This window comes from Pseudomonas sp. GW823-FHT06B06 (assembly GCF_058795195.1).
The window spans coordinates 33,420-53,493 of sequence record NZ_JBXAHO010000012.1 but is presented as its reverse complement, the minus strand read 5'-3'; the positions used below and the strand labels follow the sequence as shown (position 1 = coordinate 53,493).

Annotated in this window: 19 protein-coding genes; 14 read left to right on the top strand and 5 right to left on the bottom strand. The window is 59.7% G+C overall.

Going from position 1 to position 20,074, the window contains the following annotated elements:
* Positions 1 to 16 precede the first annotated feature (16 nt).
* The 5 genes from AC1Q8Q_RS13325 (at position 17) to AC1Q8Q_RS13305 (ending at position 6,939) form a co-directional block, all read left to right on the top strand.
* Complete coding sequence (locus tag AC1Q8Q_RS13325) at positions 17 to 2,548, top strand: efflux RND transporter permease subunit (protein WP_020798233.1); 2,532 nt, start codon at positions 17 to 19, stop codon at positions 2,546 to 2,548.
* A gap of 47 nt (positions 2,549 to 2,595) precedes the next feature.
* The gene (locus AC1Q8Q_RS13320; protein WP_020798232.1) at positions 2,596 to 3,567 is read left to right on the top strand and encodes a VOC family protein; all 972 of its coding nucleotides are present in this window, start codon (positions 2,596 to 2,598) and stop codon (positions 3,565 to 3,567) included.
* Positions 3,564 to 4,382 (top strand): enoyl-CoA hydratase/isomerase family protein, encoded by an 819-nt coding sequence (locus AC1Q8Q_RS13315; protein ID WP_020798231.1) that lies wholly within the window; start codon positions 3,564 to 3,566, stop codon positions 4,380 to 4,382. The genes AC1Q8Q_RS13320 and AC1Q8Q_RS13315 overlap by 4 nt, the downstream gene beginning before the upstream one ends.
* Positions 4,383 to 4,415: 33 nt before the next feature.
* Positions 4,416 to 5,237 carry an SDR family NAD(P)-dependent oxidoreductase gene (locus AC1Q8Q_RS13310; protein WP_020798230.1) on the top strand — a complete coding sequence of 274 codons (822 nt, stop codon included), beginning with the start codon at positions 4,416 to 4,418 and terminating at the stop codon, positions 5,235 to 5,237.
* Positions 5,238 to 5,334: 97 nt separating this feature from the next.
* Positions 5,335 to 6,939, top strand: coding sequence for a phytoene desaturase family protein (locus AC1Q8Q_RS13305; RefSeq protein WP_020798229.1), 1,605 nt, complete (start codon positions 5,335 to 5,337; stop codon positions 6,937 to 6,939).
* A gap of 143 nt (positions 6,940 to 7,082) precedes the next feature.
* Here AC1Q8Q_RS13305 and AC1Q8Q_RS13300 read toward each other — a convergent pair whose 3' ends face one another.
* Complete coding sequence (locus tag AC1Q8Q_RS13300; protein WP_020798228.1) at positions 7,083 to 7,748, bottom strand: TetR/AcrR family transcriptional regulator; 666 nt, start codon at positions 7,746 to 7,748, stop codon at positions 7,083 to 7,085.
* 173 nt (positions 7,749 to 7,921) lie between these two features.
* On the opposite strand from AC1Q8Q_RS13300, the gene AC1Q8Q_RS13295 reads away from it, so the two are divergent.
* The 5 genes from AC1Q8Q_RS13295 to AC1Q8Q_RS13275 all read left to right on the top strand — a co-directional run bounded on the left by AC1Q8Q_RS13295 (position 7,922) and on the right by AC1Q8Q_RS13275 (position 12,925).
* Positions 7,922 to 9,199, top strand: coding sequence for a cytochrome P450 (locus tag AC1Q8Q_RS13295; protein ID WP_020798227.1), 1,278 nt, complete (start codon positions 7,922 to 7,924; stop codon positions 9,197 to 9,199).
* A 51-nt stretch (positions 9,200 to 9,250) separates the two neighbouring features.
* Positions 9,251 to 10,282, top strand: a complete 1,032-nt coding sequence (locus tag AC1Q8Q_RS13290) for a hypothetical protein (RefSeq protein ID WP_020798226.1) — start codon at positions 9,251 to 9,253, stop codon at positions 10,280 to 10,282.
* 140 nt (positions 10,283 to 10,422) lie between these two features.
* Positions 10,423 to 11,211, top strand: a complete 789-nt coding sequence (locus AC1Q8Q_RS13285; RefSeq protein ID WP_020798225.1) for an SDR family NAD(P)-dependent oxidoreductase — start codon at positions 10,423 to 10,425, stop codon at positions 11,209 to 11,211.
* A 45-nt stretch (positions 11,212 to 11,256) separates the two neighbouring features.
* Positions 11,257 to 12,567 (top strand): MFS transporter, encoded by a 1,311-nt coding sequence (locus AC1Q8Q_RS13280; protein ID WP_020798224.1) that lies wholly within the window; start codon positions 11,257 to 11,259, stop codon positions 12,565 to 12,567.
* A gap of 7 nt (positions 12,568 to 12,574) precedes the next feature.
* Positions 12,575 to 12,925, top strand: coding sequence for a nuclear transport factor 2 family protein (locus AC1Q8Q_RS13275; protein WP_020798223.1), 351 nt, complete (start codon positions 12,575 to 12,577; stop codon positions 12,923 to 12,925).
* A gap of 44 nt (positions 12,926 to 12,969) precedes the next feature.
* Here the strand turns inward: AC1Q8Q_RS13275 and AC1Q8Q_RS13270 are convergent, their stop codons facing one another.
* From AC1Q8Q_RS13270 to AC1Q8Q_RS13255, 4 genes are all read right to left on the bottom strand, one after another.
* Complete coding sequence (locus AC1Q8Q_RS13270; protein WP_020798222.1) at positions 12,970 to 13,803, bottom strand: oxidoreductase; 834 nt, start codon at positions 13,801 to 13,803, stop codon at positions 12,970 to 12,972.
* An 85-nt stretch (positions 13,804 to 13,888) separates the two neighbouring features.
* A complete protein-coding gene (locus AC1Q8Q_RS13265) occupies positions 13,889 to 15,124 on the bottom strand; it encodes an NAD(P)/FAD-dependent oxidoreductase (protein WP_020798221.1) in 1,236 nt (411 codons plus the stop codon).
* Positions 15,125 to 15,144: 20 nt separating this feature from the next.
* Positions 15,145 to 15,465, bottom strand: a complete 321-nt coding sequence (locus AC1Q8Q_RS13260; protein WP_020798220.1) for a 2Fe-2S iron-sulfur cluster-binding protein — start codon at positions 15,463 to 15,465, stop codon at positions 15,145 to 15,147.
* 27 nt (positions 15,466 to 15,492) lie between these two features.
* Complete coding sequence (locus tag AC1Q8Q_RS13255; RefSeq protein WP_033041598.1) at positions 15,493 to 16,755, bottom strand: MFS transporter; 1,263 nt, start codon at positions 16,753 to 16,755, stop codon at positions 15,493 to 15,495.
* Between the two features lie 365 nt (positions 16,756 to 17,120).
* On the opposite strand from AC1Q8Q_RS13255, the gene AC1Q8Q_RS13250 reads away from it, so the two are divergent.
* The 4 genes from AC1Q8Q_RS13250 to AC1Q8Q_RS13235 all read left to right on the top strand — a co-directional run bounded on the left by AC1Q8Q_RS13250 (position 17,121) and on the right by AC1Q8Q_RS13235 (position 20,070).
* Entirely contained in the window at positions 17,121 to 17,357 is a 237-nt protein-coding gene (locus tag AC1Q8Q_RS13250) for a ferredoxin (RefSeq protein WP_007942510.1), read from the top strand.
* Between the two features lie 51 nt (positions 17,358 to 17,408).
* Positions 17,409 to 18,167: an SDR family NAD(P)-dependent oxidoreductase gene (locus AC1Q8Q_RS13245; RefSeq protein ID WP_020798218.1), complete on the top strand. Its 759-nt coding sequence runs from the start codon at positions 17,409 to 17,411 to the stop codon at positions 18,165 to 18,167.
* A 66-nt stretch (positions 18,168 to 18,233) separates the two neighbouring features.
* Complete coding sequence (locus AC1Q8Q_RS13240; protein ID WP_020798217.1) at positions 18,234 to 19,184, top strand: 2,3-dihydroxybiphenyl 1,2-dioxygenase; 951 nt, start codon at positions 18,234 to 18,236, stop codon at positions 19,182 to 19,184.
* 1 nt (position 19,185) lies between these two features.
* Positions 19,186 to 20,070, top strand: coding sequence for a fumarylacetoacetate hydrolase family protein (locus AC1Q8Q_RS13235; protein WP_033040042.1), 885 nt, complete (start codon positions 19,186 to 19,188; stop codon positions 20,068 to 20,070).
* Positions 20,071 to 20,074: the final 4 nt, after the last annotated feature.

The window sequence follows — 20,074 nt, the reverse complement described above, 5'->3', positions numbered from 1 at the left end:
CTACGAGAAAGAAAAAATGGTCGAGCAAAAATTCAACAGCGGGATGCCAGTGATTGCCAACCTGGAGGACTTTGACAAGAGCTCCGGAGGCTGGTTTGAACGGGTGATTTTCCGGCATCGCATGTTGGTCGTCATTGCCTGCTTGCTCGCCACCGTGGTGTTGGGCTTCTTTGCTACACGGCTGCAAGTGAATGCCAGTTTCGAGAAAATGATCCCCAGCTCCAGCCCCTACATCAAGAATTACCTGGCCTATAAAGACCAGCTTCCGGGGTTGGGTAACAGCATTCGCGTGGTGGTCGAAAACAAGACCGGTGATATCTACGACGCCGACTACTTGCTGGCGCTGCAGAAGGTCAACGACACCCTGTACCTCATCCCGGGTATCGACCGTTCCTGGATGAAGTCGCTGTGGATGCCCATCGTCCGCTGGAAAGAAGTGACGGAGGAGGGCATCGATGGCGGTGCGGTGATGCCTTCGGATTACGACGGCAGCGACAAGTCGATCAAGGCCCTGCGCCGCAACATCATGCGCGCCGGCATTGTCGGCAACCTGGTGGCCAACGACAGCCAGTCGAGCATGATTGTCGCGCCGCTGCTCGATACCAATCCGCAGACCGGTAAACCACTGGACTACGGGGATTTCTCCAAGCAACTGGAAGCACAGATTCGCTCACTGGAAAGCGACAAGGTCGGCATCCACATCGTCGGCTTCAGCAAGCTGGTCGGCGACCTGATCGACGGCCTGTATTCGGTGATGCTGTTCTTTGGCGCTTCCGTGGTGATCGCCGGGCTGTTCGTCTATTTCTACACCCGTTGCCTGCGCAGCACTTTGTTGCTGGTAAGCGTGGCAGTGGCGGGCGTGGTGTGGCTGCTGGGCTTGATGCAAATCCTCGGCTACGAGCTGGACCCGTACTCGATCCTGGTGCCGTTCCTGATTTTTGCCATCGGCATTTCCCATGGCACGCAGAAGATGAACGGCATCCTTCAGGACATTGGCCGTGGCACCCATAAATACATTGCCGCGCGCTATACCTTCCGCCGTTTGTTCCTCACGGGCCTTACCGCACTGCTGACCAATATCGTTGGTTTTGCCGTGCTGGTGATCATCGATATTCCGGTGATCCGCGACCTGGCACTGACCACCAGCATCGGTGTCGCCGTGCTGATTTTCACCAAGTTGCTGCTGATTCCGGTGGCGCTGTCGTACCTCGGTGTCAGTAAAAAAGCCGCGCGTATCGCCATCGCCAAAGACCAGGCCGGCGCAGAAAACAAAGGTTTTCTAGGGCGTCTGTGGAGCGGCCTCGACCGCTTCACCGAACGGCCGATGGCCACCGCGGTGATCGCCGTGTCGCTGCTGGTGACCCTGGCGGGCAGTGTGGTGATGATGCACCTCAAGGTCGGTGACCTGGACCCCGGTGCACCGGAGCTGCGTGCGGATTCGCGCTACAACCGCGATAACGCCTACATCACCAGCCATTACGGGCTTTCCAGTGACCAGTTCGTGGTCATCATGAAGACCAACGAAGACAGCTGCCGCCTGTACCAGTCGCTGCAAAGCATGGACAAGCTGGCCTGGCGCCTGCGTCAGACACCAGGTGTACAAACCACCCAGTCGCTGGCCGAAACCGTACGGATGATCAGCTCCGGCATGGCCGAAGGCAGCCCGAAATGGCTGAGCATCAGCCGTGACCAGGCGATCACCAACTCGGCGGTGGATGCAGCGATGATTTCCGCCCCGGGGATCACCAACCAGCAGTGCTCGGTGACCCCGATGATTGCTTATCTGGCCGACCACAAGGCCGACACCCTGAGCCGGGTGTTGCAGGTCTCAGAAGAATTCGCCAAGGAAAACAACAGTGTCGTCGGCGCTGAACAGCCGGTGGAATTCCTCCTGGCCGCGGGCAATGCCGGCATCGAGGCCGCCACCAATATCGAAGTCGAGAAGGGCATCATCACCATGTACCTGGCGGTGTATGGCGCCACGGCGTTGCTCTGCCTGCTGACCTTCCGCAGCTGGCGCGCAACCTTGGTGGCGCTGATTCCGCTGCTGATGACCACGATTATCTGCAAGGCACTGATGGTCTGGCTGGGCATCGGCCTCAAGGTGGCCACCTTGCCGGTGATCGCCGTGGGGGTCGGTGTCGGTGTGGACTACGCGCTGTATCTGCTCAGTGTGCAACTGGCGGTGCAGGAGCGTGGTGGCAGCCTGGCGGTGGCTTATCGCCGCTCGCTGGACTTCACCGGCCGTGTGGTTGCACTGGTGGGCCTGACCATGGCCGCCGGGGTGATTACCTGGGCCTGGTCGCCGATCAAGTTCCAGGCCGACATGGGCATTCTGCTGACCTTCATGTTCCTGTGGAACATGCTCGGTGCACTGGTGTTGATCCCGGCCCTGTCGCATTACCTGCTCAATCCCAAGGGCAACTCCAAGGCCGGAGTGACCCTGGACCTCGAAGACGCCCGCGCGCAGCAGGAACCGCGTAAGCCCGCAGCCGGCGCACCGACCCACTCATTGACTGAGCTCGCCTTACCCCGGCGTGCCCGCTGACTAATAGCCGGGCACAGGCCCAGGCTGGCAATTGCAAGGAGAGAAGTATGTTCGAGTTACTGATGAGTGCCGACATGATGGTTCCGGACCCGGACGGCATGACGGAAATGTTGGTCGACAAGCTCGGGATCTACAAGCACGAACGCTGGCGCCAGGCGTTCGACAATCACCCGTACATCGCGCATTTTCTGCGGGTACACAAATCCCTGGCGGTGTCGCCAACACGCATCGAACCGCAGTGGCACCTGGATCGACCGAACCCCGGCGATCCGCTGTTCCATGACTTTCTGGAAAGCCTGAAAGATTTCCAGGGGCATCATCGGCCGATGATCACTCACTCCATCGTGCTGGCCCTGCACGGGGACAAGTTCGACGCACTGGTGGACAAACTGATGCGCCGGCGCTTGCCGTTCCGCATGGCACAGCGCACCCCGGAAATGCCGTTCGACCGCCTGTGGCTCGGTGCGACTCCCGAGCAGCCGTACTACCAGCCATCCGTGGACGGTGGCCTTTGCATTGAAATCATGCCGACCGAGCCATTGCAGATGCCGCCGGAAACCTACCAGTTGCCACCGGTGCAACCACGCGATCTCAAACCCGGCGACATGGTACGCGTGACGGCCCGTGGCTTCCTGGTCCGTGACCTCGACGAAACCCTGCGCAAGGTGTCGACCAACCTCGACTGGGAACCGAGCGGGCCGGTGGAGAACATCCGCAGCGAAGGCTACCGCCGTGCGCACATGGGGTTCACCGTGCCTAACAGTGCAACCCTCGATGTACTCGAGGCGACCTACTGGAACACCGACGCCGGCCACTACGTCAACAACTGGGGCCCGGGGCCGTACTACATCCGTATCGGCGTCAACGACCTGGCCGCCAAGGCCGAAGATCTGCGCGCACGCGGCACGCGGTTCCAGTGGATCGAATCCTCGGAGGCCGTTGGCGGTCGTCCATTGATCAAGATCGATCCACAAGAACTCAATGGTCAGGTCTTCGAGTTCGAGGAGTGCCCTGCATGAGCACAGCGCAAAATCCGCAACTCCCCGTGCTGATCAACGAGGCTGTGCGCCTGGAGCGCGATGCCATGGTGGGCTGGGTGGTACTGACCCGTCCCCGACAGATCAACGCCATCAACGACGAGATCCGCCAGGGCGTACCGCAGGCACTGGCGTTGTTGCAGCAGGATCCGGACATTCGCGTGATCGTGATTCGCGGGGAAGGCGAACGGGGCTTTTGTGCGGGCGCCGATATCAAGGAACGCCGCGGCCCAGAGTCCAGCTTGCAAGTTCGCCAGCGCATGGAAAACGTACGCTGGATCGAAACCCTGGACGGCATCACCAAACCGGTGATCGCCGCCATTCATGGCTACTGCATGGGTGGCGGGCTGGAATTGGTGCTGGCGTGTGACATCCGTTTCGCCGCTCCCGATGCCGTGTTCGCCCTGCCAGAAACCGGTCTGGGGCTGATCCCCGGTGGCGGCGGCACGCAACGACTCTCCCGAGTGGTGGCACCGGGTCAGGCACTGGACATGTTGCTCACCGGTGACAGGGTGGGCGCCGAGCAGGCGCAGCGCATTGGTCTGGTCAGTCGACTGGCCAGTGACAGTGCCAACCTTGTGCAAGAAGTGCGGGCTTTTGCCCAGCGCATCGCCAGCAAACCACCCACCGCGTCGGCCTTTGTCAAACAGGCTGCGCGGGCGGCACTGGAAATGGATCTCAAGCGTGGCCTGGACCTGGAGCTTGATCTGTTCGCCTTGTTGGCCCCGACCAAGGACGCCCGCGAAGCGGCCCAGGCCTTCAGCGAACGGCGCGAACCGCGTTTTACCGGCGAATAAAGCGCCACTCCCTAAAACAAAAAGGATAAGGGCATGAGTACAGGAAAACTGGCAGGACGAGTGGCCATTATTACCGGCTCCGGTGGCGGCCTGGGCGCCGAATGCGCACGGGTACTGGCATCCCATGGCGCGAGTATTGCCGTAATCGATATCAATTTCGAGGGGGCGACAGCCGTTGCCCAATCGTTGGTCGCCGAGGGCCATCAGGCTTTGGCGATTGCCACCGATGTGTCCTCGGAAGACGACGTGCGGGCAATGGTTGCCCAGGTGAAAGAGCGTTTTGGCCGTATCGACATCTTGCACAACAACGCGGCGATCCTGAATGCCGAGCAACGCCAGCTGGACCGTGATTTCGTCAACCTCGACATGCAGGCCTGGGACCGCGCCATCGCGGTCAACCTGCGTGGCGCCGTGCTGTGCACCAAGCATGTGATTCCGGTCATGCTGGAGAACGGCAAGGGCTCGATCATCTTCGCCACCTCGGGTCTGGGCATGCAGGGCGATATGTCCCTGACCGGCTACGCCACTTCCAAGGCGGGGCTGATGATGCTGCCACGCATGGTGGCCTCGCAGTACGGCAAGCAAGGCATTCGCGGCAATGCCGTGCAGATCGGCCTGGCGCCTTCGGAACACGCCATGCCTGAACCCTTGCTCGACATCCTGCGCGACAACCACTGCACCGCCGAGCTGGGTACACCTCGGCAGATCGCCGATGTGGTGGCGTTCCTGGCCAGTGACGAATCCTCCTTCGTCACGGGTACCACTCTGGTCGCCGACGGTGGTTTCAGCAGCCACACGCCATCCCTGGTTGCGATGCGCGCGTTGTTCGCGCAGATGGGTCGCACCGGCATGTAACCTTTGCCTCGGTGCACCGTCCGGTGCGCTGGGGTTGTACTTCGCCACCACAGCCGCCGCGCGCCGCCGTGGTTGAATTACGTCATGGAAGCAAGTGATGAATCAGAACCACAAAGCGGGAAACACCGACTTCGATGTGATCGTCGTCGGCGGTGGCACCAATGGCCTTTCGGCTGGCTGTTACCTGGGCATGGAAGGCAAGAAAGTGCTGGTGCTCGAAGCGTTGGACAAGGTCGGCGGCATGGCGTCATCGGGCTATCTGATACCCGAAGCACCGCAGCACCTGGTCCACCCCTGTGCCCTGGACATGATGTCGATGCGTGTGCATTCCCACGTGCCGGCGGAGCTCGGGCTGGAGCGCCACGGTTTCAAATCGGTGGAGCTCGCGCCGGGGTATGTGTACCTGCATCCAGATGGACAGTCGCTGATTTTCTGGCGTGATCGCGAGAAAACCGCTGCCGAGATTCGCCGCTTCAGCAGCAAGGACGCCGAGGCGTTTCTTGAGTTCATGAAGGTCATCGACATGTTCCTCGATATCGCGCTGCCGATGATGCGCGTCGACCCGGCGAAGACCAACCTGGGTGTGAAGCTGAAGATGCTCGGCACCGCGATCAAACACAAAGCCTTGAAGCCCGAACTGATGGCACTGATGACGGGATCCGCGCTGCAAGCGGCGCGTGAGCGCTTCGAGCATCCGGTGACCATATCCGCGATGTGTGCACTGACCGGTCTGGCAGGTGATATCAGCGCCGATGGCGGTGGCATCTATTACGCCTTGCTCGGTTTCCTCCATCGTTTTGGTGTGGGTCGTGTCCTTGGGGGCATGCAGCAGTTGAGCAACGCCATGCAGGCGCGTCTGGAAGAGCTGGGCGGTCAGGTGCTGGTGTCGGCCAGCGTCAGTGAAATCGTTGCCAAGGATGGCCGGATCAAAGGGGTGAAACTTGCGGATGGTCGCCAGTTCATGGCCCGCGCGGTCATTGCCGGCTGTCACCCCAAGCCTGCGCTGGATATGGTCACCCGTGGTGAAATCCCCCAACACTTGCTCACCCGCATCGCCATGGCACCAGCCAACGGCAAGGGCTCGGGACCACTGAAGGTGGATCTTGCCTTGCGTGGGCAGATTTCCGTGCCACGTTTTGCTGCCATTCGCGGCGACGGTGTGGATCTGCGTAAAACCGTGATGTTGATCGGCACCGAAGAGGCGGTGCTGGAAAACTTCGCCGCTTGCGCCCGAGGCGAGGTACCGAAGTTGCCCTACATCACCGTGGCCGCACCGAGCGCCGCCGATCCCTCACAAGCGCCAGCCGGCCAGGATGTACTGTACATCTATCCGCCGGTCATGCCGGTGAACCCCAACGAGGGTTGGGACGCATTGCGTGAACGGGTAGCCGACCAAGTGCAAGAACAGCTGTATGACTACATTGAAGGGATCGAAGGGCAGGTGATTGGCCGTCACATCGAGGCCGCCCCGGACTTTACCGCGCGCTTGAACACGGTGAATGGCTGCGTGGTGCATATCGACACGACCTCCATGCGTTCGAGCACCATGCGCCCAGCGTACGGTTTGGGCGGCGATACCTTACCGGTGGCCGGGCTGTATTTCGGCAGCGCCGGCATACATCCGGGCGGTGGGGTCAACGGCATGGCAGGGCGGTTGGCGGCCAAGCGGGTGAGCAAGTACTTGAGTAAAAAAGGCAACTGAGCCGTCGATAGATAAAACCTGTGGGAGCGAGCCTGCTCGCGAAGGCGGAGTGTCAGGTGGCGGTGATCCTGGAGGTACCTGTCCCTTCGCGAGCAGGCCCGCTCCCACAAAGAGATCGTGTTTATGCAACGCGCTGATAGTCGTTAAACGCTGTCAGCGTTTTTTTTTGCACCCAACGAAATACTCGCCAGGACAAAATCTGCCGAGTACTGGCGCCAGGTGGCCATGCCTTCTGCCGAGTCAGTGTCCAGGCCTGCGAGTGCAGACATGGAGTAGCGGTTGGTGAACCAGCCTGTGGTCACCAGTGAGGCGCTGGCCAGCAACAAGCGCGGGTTGATGTCCGCACGAAAATCACCACTGGCGGCTCCGCGGACCAGGATCGCGTCGAGCTTGGCGATCAGCTTCGGTGCCATTTCAAGAAAATGGTTACGCGGTGTTTCGTGGGTGTCGTGGTAGCGAATGCCTTCCAGCGCCAGGCTGCCGAGGAAGGGGTCAAACCGGTATTGGTCGAAGAAGTGATTGAGCACGGTGCGCATCGCCTGAGGCGGTGGCAGCTCTTCAACCTTGAGGTTGACCAGCTCGGACATGATGTTGTCCGAAGATTCATCCAGTACCGCGACAAACAGCCCTTCCTTAGAGTTGTAGTAGTGGTAGACCAGTTGCTTGGTGACCCCGGCATCCCGGGCTATTTCTTCCACGCGCGCACCGGCCAGGCCTTTTTTAGCGAACTCCACGCGCGCAGCAGCGAGCAGGCGATTCATCGTATTGCGTTTGCCCTGTTCGCCACCTTCTCCTGCCTTCACCGCCACCTCGTACTCCTCCTGTTGAATGGGGTCACACCTTGAAGCATATACCCGGGCGCCATCGTTTGACCCAGAGTCAAACGAAGCGCAGTACCGGTGCAGACACAACCGCATACCATGGATTGGCAGCCGGGCAATCTTGGTGTGCAAGAGCAATAAAAACAAGACAGGAGAACCTGATGAGCAACGAAAGCGCAGCACTGGACCTGGCCACCGCGTATTCCGCCGTATCGGAAATGTATCGCGGCACTGACCTGGATATTCATGCGGTGTGCCGCGAGCAACGGTTGAAGTCACCCATCTATGAAGGCGATTTCATTACTCAATTCGGGGTGCCAACCAATGCCGGTACCCAGCAGGGCACTCGCCCGACCTTCGCCTTGTTCAAATACCAGGACGTGATGACTGTTCTGCGCGATGGTGCGACCTACACCAGCGGCTTTATTGCCGAAGGTCTGGGCGCGTTTTTCGATGGCTTGATCATTCTGGCCATGGACGGTGACGAACACCGCAAGGTGCGCGCCTTGCTGCAACCGGCATTCATGCCCGAGACCGTGAACAAGTGGCGCCCGCAGATCGACCAGGTGATCCGCGAGGAGTACATCCAGCCAATGTTGCCGGCAAAGAAGGCCGACCTGATGAAGTTCGGCCTCGAGCTGCCGATTCGCATCATGTACGCCTTGATGGGCTTCCCCTCGGATGAACCGTCCAAGTACAAACAATATGCGGCCTGGGCCTTGGCCATTGTCGGCGGCAACCAGATCGACCCGAGCAAGATGGTCGAAGCGCGGCGTCAGGCCGGCATCGCCGTCAAGGGTCTTTACGACGCACTGGCCGAAGTCGTGGTGCAACGTCGCGCCGAGGGCAGCCAGGGCGATGACGTGGTCGGTCGTTTGCTGCGCGCGGAATACGAAGGGCGCACGCTGGATGACCATGAAGTGATCACCTTTACTCGCTCGTTGTTGCCGGCGGCCGGGGAAACCACCACGCGCATGTTCGGCTCGGTGATGACCTTGCTGCTCACAACTCCCGGCTTGCTCGAGCGGGTCAAGGCCGACCGCTCACTGATCGGCAAGCTGATGGACGAAACTACCCGTTTTGAACCGGTAGCCACTTTCAAAGTGCGCGAAACCGCCAAGGAAGTGGAATTTCACGGTGTGAAGATTCCCAAGGGCTCATTCGTCCAGTGCATGGTGGTGTCTGCCAACCGCGACGAAGAAGCGTTTGAAAACCCGGATGTCTTCGATATCGACCGCAAGCCAAAACCATCCTTTGGTTTTGGTTTTGGCCCGCACATGTGCATCGGTCAGTTCGTTGCCAAGGTCGAGATCAGCTGCGCGGTCAACGCGATCCTCGATCTGTTCCCCAACTTGCGTCTCGACCCGACCCAGCCCGTACCGCAGATCGGCGGTGCACAGCTGCGTGGCGTGTCGACGCTCCCGGTGATCTGGGACTGAACCACGATTCAAATCCGTTTCCAGGCCTTGATAAAAACAACAGAGGGCAGTATGAGAACGTTCAAAACCATTCCAGAACGCGGTGATTTCGGCTTCCAGCAACTGGTCGGGCCGCACAAGGTCACTGGCGCTTCGATGTCTGCCGAGCGCGGCTTCTTCGGCCTGCATTTGAGCAAGAGCTCGCCGTTCGGCTCTGTGCGCGATGAGCAGGGCAATATCTATTCATTTGTGCGGTCGCTGATGGCGCCCAATGGCACGCCGAACCCGACCAAGTTCTACTACCTGAACAACCACGTCGACAACGTCCACCTGCGCATGGACCACGAAAAAATGGCCCGCCAGGCGCTGACGCCACTGCCTGTGCATAGCCTGGAAGGTGATACCGCACGCTGGGCCAGCCAACCGGGTGAAGCCGGTAATGGCTGGGAAATCACGGCCAGCAGTGAACGCCTGACCTGGAAAGAAGAAGGCTTGTTTCACCTCGAAGGTCGTCTGCTCGGACCGGGTTTGCAGTGGTACTTGCCGGGTGTGGAGTGGGGCACGTTCTACGTTTCACAGTTGTGGGATATCGCCGGTGTCTGCGAGGGGCGTCCGGTAAAAGGCGCCATGGCGCTGGACCAGTTCTACATGGCTGAAGGCGGCGCCATCCACTTCAAGAAAGACCTGGTAGTAAACAACAACAAGCATGTGATCTGGTGGTCCTTTGTCACCGTTTATAAAGACGGCACGTGGGATACCGGTTCTTTCATGGTCGGTCACGACCACCTGGGTTACGCCATTTTCAACAATGAAAAAGGCGAGGTGCGGGTCACCACCGATATCGAAGGGCACACCGAGCACAAGGACGGAAGCTACTTCTTGAAGTCGGCCAAAATCGTGCTGGAAGGCAAGGAAGAGTGGGAATTCCTGCCTGACGAGAAGGGCGAAATGATCGACTTCGTTGGCGGTTTCCCTGTCACGGCTCAGCAGGAAGGGCGTTGGCGTCGGGTTGGCGATACCCGCGAGCCTTCGCACTGGCTGGGCTGGGGCGAGTCGGACCGGCGTAACGGCTCGGCCCGTAACGTTCCAGGCAAGGACCTGTAAACCTGTGAACCCCCTGTAGGAGCGAGCCTGCTCGCGATGGACGTGAAGGATACCGCGTGATGTCTGACACCCCGTGGTGTTCTCAGGTTTATCGCGAGCAGGCTCGCTCCTACAGGGCATAACAATAAAGAGGAATCACGATGAAATTCCGCGACAAAGTCGTACTGGTCACCGGTGCCGGTCGAGGCATGGGACGCGCCATTGCCCTGGCCTATGCCCGCGAGGGCGCCAAAGTGGTGGTGTCGGCACGCACTCCTCGATACGGCAAAGAAACAATCGAGCAAATCAAGTCCCTGGGCGGTGAAGCCTGCCTGGTCGGTGGCGACATCGCCGATCGCGAGGCGATCAAGTCAATGGTGCAGGGCGGCGTAGAACATTTTGGCTCCCTAGATATCGTGGTGCATTGCGCCGCTGACACCAGTCACGGGCTGATCGCCGAAATGGCCGATGACACCTTCGATCACATCGTGCGCAGCAATATCCAGTCGTTGTTCTGGCTGGCCAAGGACAGCGCGCCCTACCTGTCCAAAGCGGTGGACAAAGGCCGGCTGATTTTCATCTCCTCTGGTGAAGCCAACCGCAAGTACACACCACGCCTGATTGCCTATGGCTCAAGCAAAGCCTTCATGAACGCCTTTGCCCGCGGCCTGGCGGTGGAGTTCGGCGCCATGAATATTCTGGTCAACGTTATAGAGCCCGGGCTGATTGGCACTGACCACATGCTGGAAACCCTGGGCGATGAACTGCCGCACAAACTCGCCGCACATTTCCCGGTCGGGCGCCTGGGCGAGTCCGCCGACATTGCCAATGCCGTGATGTTTCTCACCTCCAACGAGGCCTCCTACATCACCGGCACGTCGTTGTTGGTGGATGGCGGCGCCACCATGATCGCACTGCCCAAAGTCGAAGAAATCCTCAAGGGCCATTAATCATGTCGCGCATCCGCGAAGGCGGCCTGCGCCGGGAGTGAGTTGATGACAACCGAGACACGCAACAATACGGTCCATGGTGGCAATGATTTTTCCGAGTTCAAGCGTGGCTGGCGCGTTGTCCTGCTGGGGCTGTTTGGCATTTGCACCAGCATCACCGCCGCGCTGCTGTATGCCTTCGGCACCTTGGTGATTCCGTTGGAACAGGCCTTTGGCTGGAGCCGTGGCGACTTGCAGGCTTCAATCACCTTTCTGTTCGCCGGCGTGGCGATCTCCACGCAGTTGGTCGGTCCGCTCTACCGCCGCTACGGCCTGCGACGAGTCGCGATTTTTTCTATCGTGCTGCAGATAGTCGGTTACTTCGCCATTACCCGGATCCAGGGTTCCATTGGCTGGTTGTACCTGGCATTTTTCAGCATGCCGATCGTCTGTGCCGGCACGATTGCGATTACCTGGACCCAGTTGGTCAACCTCTGGTTCGAACGCAACCGTGGCCTGGCGCTGGCGGTGATCCTGTGTGGGACGGGGTTGATGGCGATGATCCTGCCGCCATTGTTGTCGCGGCTGATTGCCGCCTACGGCTGGCAAGCTGGATTCATTGCCCTGGGGGCGATGCCCTTGCTGTTTACGCTGCCGTTGTCGTTGATGTGGTTGCGCATGCCGGCACAACCCCTCAACACTAATGCGAGCGCGCAGAAGGAGCTCCCGGAGCTGAGCGGAATGTCTTTCAAACAGGCATTGCATTCAGGGATGTACTGGGGTTTTAACGTCGCCTTGATACTGTCGGTGTCGTTGACGGTGGGCATGGTCACCAACATCGTGCCGATGCTGCAAAGCAAGGGTTTGAGTGCCCAGCAAGCCGCGCAGATTTTCAGTACGTTCGGCATTTCCATCATCGGCGGGCGGTTGTTAGTGGGGTACCTGCTGGACCGCTTTTCACCTTCTTTGGTGGCTGCGGTGAGTCTGGCGCTGCCTGCGTTGGGCTGTGCGATCTTTCTATTTGGTGGGGCGCAGAGCACACTGCTGCTGGTACTTGCCACCCTGTGCATCGGCGCCAGCGCCGGTGCTGAATTCGATCTGGCGGCCTTCCTGATGGCACGCTATTTCGGCCTGAAGGACTACGCGCGGATCTTTGGCTTGCACCTGTGCCTGATCACCATCGTTTCCGGGCTGGTGCCCATGCTGTTCGGTCATCTTTACGACGTATACGGCAGCTATTCAGCGGTGCTGGTGTGCTGTTTCTGCTGCGCGATCATTGGCCCCAGCATTCTGCTGTGGCTGAAGATGGAACCGGCATTCCTGGCACGTCAAGAACCTGCAGCAACGGCAGCACGCCTGAACCCTACCCGAGGATGAACAAGAGATGAGCATGGACAAACACGCAATCGAGCACTTCCTGCACGGTCAGATCGACTGCTGGAACAGAGGCGACAAAGAGGGCTTTTTCGCTCATTACCGCAGCGTCTCGGCCAATGGCTTGAGTATCGAATACGTCGGCAAATCACAGCACGATGCCTGGCAGGTCCTGGAAGGCATGTGGGCGCAACAGCAACCGAAGATTCGCGTCGAGGTGCGACAGTGCATTGTCAATGGCGATGAAGCTGCGTGCCATCACCTGAATGCCTTTCGCGAGCAGGAAGGAGGCATAGAGACGATCGAGCTGTATCGGTTCGAAGAAGGGAAGCTGTTTGTTCGTTACTTCATCAATCAGTAATGGGGGACGCACAGCCTTGTCAAAAGGCTGTGCGCACTGGCGACCTATAGGCCATCGGTGGAATAGGAAAGCTGTCGCCACAGTTCGATTTCCGCGAGCATGGTGTTGAGCTTGTTGCTGATTTGCTGATAGGCGTCGGAGCCTGCCAGGTAACGCAACGGCGGATGTTCACTATTGGCCAGGAGCACCAACGCGTCCCCCAGTTTCGCCGGATTGCCGGTTTGCTGGTGGTTATACGCGGCCGAGGCGCTTTTGACCTTGGCGGTGAATGCGGCGTAGTCCTCAAGCGTGCGTGTGCCAAAGACCGCGGAGCTGGGGTCGAGAAAGTCGGTACGGAAAACCCCCGGCTCCACCAGCGTGACCTTGATGCCGAACTGAGCCACTTCCAAGGCCAGGGATTCGGAAAAGCCTTCCACGGCAAATTTCGACGAGCAGTACAGCGCCGCTCCACCCATCCCCACCACACCGCCCATCGATGACACGTTGAAGACGTGACCTGTGCGTTGCTTGCGCATGACCGGCAACACGGCGCGGCAGACGTTGAACACACCAAACACGTTGGTTGCGAACTGCTTGTCGGCATCGCTGGCGAAATTGTCTTCAAAGGGAGCCAGTTGGCCATAGCCGGCATTGTTCACCAGCACATCGATTCGGCCAAAACGTGCGACCGCAGTCTCTACGGCAGCCAGTGCCTGGGCTTCTTCGGTCACATCCAGGGCCACTGCTAAAACGCGCCCGGCGTATTCGGCGAAGACCTTTTCCAGCGGTTCGACACGACGGCCAGTGACCACCACGCGGTCGCCGTCGGCCAATGCGGCTTTGGCAATGGCGGCACCCAGGCCGCGGGCCGCACCGGTAACAAACCAGACTTTATTCATTGCATCGCTCCAGTCGTTGTGCAAAAAAAATGCCGCGTCAGCTTGGAGGCGGGCGCGGCTGTGGGCTTTACCTGGCCGAGCGCGCTCAGTCGCGGTTGGCCGCTTCCCAGGCTTTCAGGTCGAAACCGTCGGCGGCGGCTTCGGCTGCCGTCAGTTTGGGCGCCCGGGCAAGGATCTTGCGCGCGGCCATGTGATCGCCCATGCGATTGCAGGACTCCACGGCCACCAGTCGATCATTGCGGAAACACAGCACGGAAAGCTGCTTGTCCTTGGCAGAACCAAGGACCACCGTGCTGTCGTAGCCGTGGGAGAGTCCGGCAATTTGCAGCTTCAGGTCGCCCTGATCGGTCCAGAACCAGGGCAGGGCGCTGTAGGGCGCCGGCTTGCCCATCAACCTTGAGGCCACTGCGCGGGCCTGGTCGATGGCGTTCTGCACCGACTCGAGGCGGGTATGTTGTTCATCGTTTTGCAGGCAAGGGAAACTGGCAACATCGCCCAAGGCGGAGATTCGCGGGTCGGAAGTGAGCAGGTTGGCGTCGACTTTGATGCCGTTCTCGATGGCCAGGTCCGCTTCGGTCGCCAGTTGCGCGTTGGGGATCACTCCGATACCGAACACCACCAGGTCGGCGGGCAGGACGCGCCCGTCAGCGGTTTGCACGGCGCAGACCTTGCCGTTGTCGCCATCGATGCGGCTCAAGCCCTGGCGGAAGTCGAAATGCACACCCCACTGTTCATGTGCCTGGCGGAACAGCTCTGACATCTCCCTCGACACCGCACGCGCCATTGGCCGCTCAGCAAGCTCCAGCACATGAACGTTAGCACCCAGTGCTGCTGCCACTGCTGCGAACTCCAGGCCGATGAAACCCGCGCCAATCACCACCACGTTGCGCGCGGCTTTCGCCAGCGGTGCCAGGGCATCGGCATCGGCTTTGGTCTTGATGCCGAATACTTGCGGCAGCTCACCGCCTGGCACCGGCAACGGGCGGTTGTGCGCCCCGGTGGCCAGGACCAGATGGTCATAACTGATTGCATCACCGCTGGCTAGAACCACGCGACGGTTCACTCGATCAATGGCTGTCGCCTGGTTATGCAACAGCTCAATACGCTGGGTCGCATAAAACTCGGCTGGCCGGAATAGCAGATTGGTCTCCTGGATCTTGCCCAGGAGGTAGGCCTTGGATAAGGGGGGGCGCTGGTACGGCAGGCCTGGCTCATCGCCAATCAGGGTAATGCGCCCGTCATAGCCTTCCTGACGCAAGGAGGCAGCGACCTGAAAACCGGCCTGGCCAGCACCGACGATAACGACTGAGGCGAGGGTCATGGGAGCTCCTTCAAGCACATTCAGAATTGCGACGACGGCAGGTGCAGAACCATGCCGTCCATCTCTTGGCTGATGATCAACTGACAGCTCAGGCGGCTGTTGTCACGGCGTTCGAAAGCGTACTCGAGCATGTCGTTTTCCATGCCTTCGGGCGCTTGGACTGTGTTCAGCCAGGCCTCGTCGACATAGGCGTGGCAGGTGGCGCAGCTGCAGGCACCACCGCAATCGGCAGGAATGCCCGGCACCGAGGCGAAGGTAGCGGCCTGCATCACCGATTGCCCGATGTCGCCTTTGACTTGATGGGCGGTGCCGTTGTGTTCGATAAACGTCAATGTGGGCATGTTCTGCTCCGATTCTTGTTGGGGAACTCAGGATTGACTGGGAACTGTTTGTGCGTTGAAACGCGGCACTCGCCCCAGGGTCAGTAACAACAAAGGGCCGATCAGGCAGCAAGCGGCGCTGTAGACCAGCATCGCGGTATATGAGCCGGTGCGTGCCAACAGATAGGCGAAGAGCAGCGGCGCCAGCGCCGAGGCTACGGTGTTCAAACCCTGATGGACGCCAAACAGACGTCCGTACTCGCGCAAACCGAAGTAGCGGGCAATCAGGAAAGCGGCAATGTCGAATTCTGCCCCGGCGCCAAAACCGACCAGTACGGCCGCCAGCAGCAGGGGGGCGAATTCGCTGGTCGGGCTCAGGTAGATGAAACACCCGACGGCGGGCAAAACCAGGCTGAGCGCGGACACCGCTGGCGGCCACAACCGATCGAGCAGGTAGCCGATCAACATGCGGCCGAAGATCAGCGAGATACCAAAACCACTGAAGATGGTGGCGGCTTGCGCAGCGGACAAACCTCTGGCTTGCAGCATGGGCACGGTGCTGGTGACCATGCCGACAATCGAAGAAATCACCAGGCCGAGTGCCAGGTTGCAGGTCCAGAATTTCAGCGAGCCCATGCCTTCACGAAAGCCCATGCCGGGCAATTGCTCCAGCGCACTGGCGTCATCACGGTTGCCCTGGGCAACGGGGAGCTTGAACCACAGCAGAATCAGCGGCAGCAGCACCAACAGGTTGAGCAGCGCGAGAATCACGAAGGCCGCGCGCCAGTCCCATTGTTCAATGCCCCACGCCATCAGGCGGGGAATGGTTGCGGCGGTGACGCCAGTACCGGACAGCCCGATGGCCAGTGCCAGGCCACGATTTTTGTCGAACCACAGGCTGATCAATTGCGTCCAGGTGACCGCCAAAGCGCCCATGCCGATGATGGGCAGCAACGCGAAGGCGATGTACATCGACCAGATCGATTGGGTCAGTTGAGTGGTCGCCAGGTAGCCGAGCGACAACAACAGCAGGGAAATCACCGTGACGCGCTTCATGCCGTAGCGCAGGTTGAACCAACCCACCAACTGCAAGGACACCACGGCGCCACCAAACAGGAAGGTGATACAGGCCTGCAGTTCGCTTTTACTCCAGCCAAAGGCATCGCCCAGCGGCACGACCAGGGTGCCGAAGCCATAGAGTAGGGCGGCATTGATGCTGATGGCGACACCGGCGACAGCCAGAATCAGGATCTTCCAGCTTTGCCGGAATTCATGAAGATCAATGGCCGCTTCGTTTTTGGACGGGTGCATGAAGTTGGCTTCCTTATAGGTTTTGTTGAGCCAAGCACTGCTTTGGATGGTGATGTGGACCACCGCCAGCAGATTCTTTGAACAGAATCTGGTTTTTTATTCAGAATAAAATCAGGATTTCCGCTTTGTCCAGCACTGCTATCTGACTCACGGACAAACGAATTTCCTGCGAAACACTTACCATTGAATCAATCTGGTCCGGCCGTGTTCAACATGGGGGTAGCGAGCCCGCTCCCCCGGCGAATCCATGTGTGGCACAGAGGTCCTTCAGGTGACTCCAGCATATCTGCGTTAAAAACTAATTGCACATAAAATAAATAAGTGTTCATAATTTGCTGTGACTGGACCTGATAAGGAGAAAAAAAGTGAGTTCAGAAAAAGCGCAATTCAAAGCCGTGGCGGACCGTAGCCGCTGCTGTGGGTACGGTTTGTGTGCCGCGATCTGCCCCAGCCTGTACAAACTTGATGCCGACGGCCTGGTGTACATGGACGATGCCCGTGTACCACCAGAACTGGAGGAGGAAGCCCGTGAAGGGGCTGCTGCCTGCCCGGCAGAGGCCATCTGGCTGGAACCCATCACCCCTGAAGACGAAGCCGTTTAATGGTGCGAGCGTCAGCCGCAACGTGATAACCACTGAGGTGAGGATGTGCTGATGGGACGTTTAAACAATAAAGTCGCATTGATTACCGGGACCGGCGGAGGCCAGGGCCGCGCTGCGGCGCTGCGTTTTGCTCGCGAAGGGGCGATTGTGGTCGGCTGCGACTTCAATGCCGAAGGACATGAAGAGACGGCAGCCTTGATGCGAGCCGAGGGGTTCACCTTGTATGGCTCGGCGCCCGTCGACCTGGGCGATCACGAACAGGCTAAGACCTGGATCGATGCCGCCGTCGCTGAGCACGGGCGCATTGACGTCCTCTACAACAACGCTTCCGCCGCACGTTTCGGGCTGGTCAGCGAGATGTCGATCGAAGATTGGCAGTTCACCATGCGCAACGAAATCGACCTGCTGTTCTATACCACCAAGTACGCCTGGCAGCACTTGGCCGAGCAGCGAGGAGTGATCATCAACGTGTCGTCTACCGCGGCCTGGGGCGGTTCGAAAGTCGCCGGTATAGCCGCGCATTCGGCCGCCAAGGGCGCCGTGGTGTCCTTCACTCGCCAGTTGGCCGTGGAGGGTGCGCCGTTCGGTATTCGTGCGGTCAGCCTGAGCCCGGGGTTTGTCGCCACGCCGGGTACCCGGCCGTTTCTGGACGACCCGAAAATGCGCGCCATGCTGCTGGACGGTGTATTGATGGACCGTCCCGGCGAACCCGAAGAAGTGGTGGCCATGGCGGTATTCGTCGCGTCGGATGAGGCTTCGTTCATTACCGGTTCTGACTTCGTCATCGACGGCGGGTTACTGGCGGTCTGACACACGCAGCGTCGGGGCAGGTGCCACTGGCACCCTTTCATCTCGAACAATAACAAGGTGAATAACGTGGACATCATCGGTATCGGTTACATGGGCTTCGAAACCCCCAATCTCGAGGCGTGGCGTGAGTACGGCCCGCAGGTGATGGGCTTTGGTATCGGCAAGAATCCCGAGAGTGACCCTGAGTCGCTGTATTTCAAAATCGACGATCGCCGTCACCGCTTCGCATTCCATCCGGGCAAAGTTGACCGAATTGCTTATATCGGCTGGGAAGCGGTGGGGCGCATGGCGTTCGAGGACGGCATCAAGAAGTTGGCCGCGGCCAATGTCGAATACTCCCGTGGCGATGCACAACTCTGTGAAAAACGTGGTGTTCGCGAGCTGGTGCGCTTCCGCGACCCGGTTGGGTATCAGCACGAACTCTTTTACGGGCAAAAATGGCTGCCGCGCTCGTTCCAGCCAGGGCGTCCACACAGTGGTTTCCTGGCCGACGAACGTGGGGCAGGCCACGTGGTGCTGATCACCCCGGACTACACGCCGGAACTGGAAGACTTCCTGCTCAACGTCATGGGCTTCAGCTGGTATGGCGCCGGCGCGGGCAAAGGGCGCACCGGATTCTTCCGTTCCAAACTCAATCACCACACCAGTCATGACATTGCTTACGGCCACGGCCCGGGACGCATGGGCGTGCAACATGTCGGGCTATTTGTGCGCAACGTGCGTGATGTCGGTGAAACCTACGACATCGTGCGCCAGCGCGAACTGCCGATGATGATGACCCTCGGTCAGCATGCCCAGGATCCGCACCTGTCGTTCTACCATTTCAACCCGTCAGGCTTTGCCTTCGAGACCATTGCGGAAATCGAGCCATGGCAAGGCGACCCTTACGAGTTGAATCCGGAAAAGCTCAGCCTGTGGGGCCACGAAATGGTCGGTCCGATTCTCGGGGCTAGCGTCAAGACACCGGAAGAAGTGCTCGACGCCGAATATCTGCCCATCTACCTGGCCAGACGCTGAGATGCGTCTGGCTCGGGTCGAGGTAGCCGGGCAGGCGTTCTGGGCGTTATTGGATGCGCAGTCGGATCGCCTGCGGCGGATCAATGCGCCATTCACCCAGTGGGCCGGGCTGGGAGTGCAGCTCGCGCCGGATGCCCTTGACCTGACTGGCGAATGGTTGCCCTTGTCGGCTGCGCGCCTGCTTGCGCCGCTGGAACCGGGCAGTCGGGTTTTTGGTGTGGGCCTCAATTACCTGAGCCACCTCAAGCGTCTGGGCAGTGATGCGCCGGCGCACCCGCTGGCGTACATGAAACCTGAGTCGGCGCTGGTTGGTGCTTATGATGAGATCGATTACTCGCCGCTGACCACCCAGCTCGATTACGAGGTGGAACTGGTCGCTGTCGTGGGCCGGCCGTTGCTGGATGAGCCCAATGCCAGTGCCTGTCTGCTGGGGTATACGGTGGGAAATGACATCAGTGCGCGGGATGCCGGCAAGCAGATTGGGCGCCTGGACCTGTTGACCCAGAAGGCCATGGACCGCACCACGCCTGTAGGTCCATGGATTGTGACCGCAGATGAGTTGGGTGTGGCAGGGCAACCCGCACTGGATATGCGCCTGAGCGTCAACTATGAAACGCGGCAGCAGGACAACACCCGGCAGATGATCTTTGCCCTAGATGAGCTGCTCAACTATCTGGATGCGCGGATCAGTCTGCGTCCGGGTGATCTGGTGTTTACCGGTTCCTCCCACGGTGTGGGGCTGGAGAGCGGGCGTTTTCTGCGGCCGGGTGATCGGGTCGAAGCGGAGATCCAGGGCATCGGCCGACTGCGCAACACCATTGCTCATCCACGCCGGCTTAGCCCTGCGCGTTCGGTGGGGCGACTGGGCCAACCGCTGGTTGATTAAGCGC

What these genes read in the sequence shown, in the direction of transcription:
- AC1Q8Q_RS13260 (WP_020798220.1), bottom strand. Translation starts at nt 15,465, where the DNA reads ATGCCCACATTGACGTTTATCGAACACAACGGCACCGCCCATCAAGTC.
- AC1Q8Q_RS13310 (WP_020798230.1), top strand. Translation starts at nt 4,416, where the DNA reads ATGAGTACAGGAAAACTGGCAGGACGAGTGGCCATTATTACCGGCTCC.
- AC1Q8Q_RS13265 (WP_020798221.1), bottom strand. Translation starts at nt 15,124, where the DNA reads ATGACCCTCGCCTCAGTCGTTATCGTCGGTGCTGGCCAGGCCGGTTTT.
- AC1Q8Q_RS13275 (WP_020798223.1), top strand. Translation starts at nt 12,575, where the DNA reads ATGAGCATGGACAAACACGCAATCGAGCACTTCCTGCACGGTCAGATC.
- AC1Q8Q_RS13235 (WP_033040042.1), top strand. Translation starts at nt 19,186, where the DNA reads ATGCGTCTGGCTCGGGTCGAGGTAGCCGGGCAGGCGTTCTGGGCGTTA.
- AC1Q8Q_RS13305 (WP_020798229.1), top strand. Translation starts at nt 5,335, where the DNA reads ATGAATCAGAACCACAAAGCGGGAAACACCGACTTCGATGTGATCGTC.
- AC1Q8Q_RS13245 (WP_020798218.1), top strand. Translation starts at nt 17,409, where the DNA reads ATGGGACGTTTAAACAATAAAGTCGCATTGATTACCGGGACCGGCGGA.
- AC1Q8Q_RS13270 (WP_020798222.1), bottom strand. Translation starts at nt 13,803, where the DNA reads ATGAATAAAGTCTGGTTTGTTACCGGTGCGGCCCGCGGCCTGGGTGCC.
- AC1Q8Q_RS13290 (WP_020798226.1), top strand. Translation starts at nt 9,251, where the DNA reads ATGAGAACGTTCAAAACCATTCCAGAACGCGGTGATTTCGGCTTCCAG.
- AC1Q8Q_RS13285 (WP_020798225.1), top strand. Translation starts at nt 10,423, where the DNA reads ATGAAATTCCGCGACAAAGTCGTACTGGTCACCGGTGCCGGTCGAGGC.
- AC1Q8Q_RS13280 (WP_020798224.1), top strand. Translation starts at nt 11,257, where the DNA reads ATGACAACCGAGACACGCAACAATACGGTCCATGGTGGCAATGATTTT.
- AC1Q8Q_RS13255 (WP_033041598.1), bottom strand. Translation starts at nt 16,755, where the DNA reads ATGCACCCGTCCAAAAACGAAGCGGCCATTGATCTTCATGAATTCCGG.
- AC1Q8Q_RS13315 (WP_020798231.1), top strand. Translation starts at nt 3,564, where the DNA reads ATGAGCACAGCGCAAAATCCGCAACTCCCCGTGCTGATCAACGAGGCT.
- AC1Q8Q_RS13320 (WP_020798232.1), top strand. Translation starts at nt 2,596, where the DNA reads ATGTTCGAGTTACTGATGAGTGCCGACATGATGGTTCCGGACCCGGAC.
- AC1Q8Q_RS13295 (WP_020798227.1), top strand. Translation starts at nt 7,922, where the DNA reads ATGAGCAACGAAAGCGCAGCACTGGACCTGGCCACCGCGTATTCCGCC.
- AC1Q8Q_RS13325 (WP_020798233.1), top strand. Translation starts at nt 17, where the DNA reads ATGGTCGAGCAAAAATTCAACAGCGGGATGCCAGTGATTGCCAACCTG.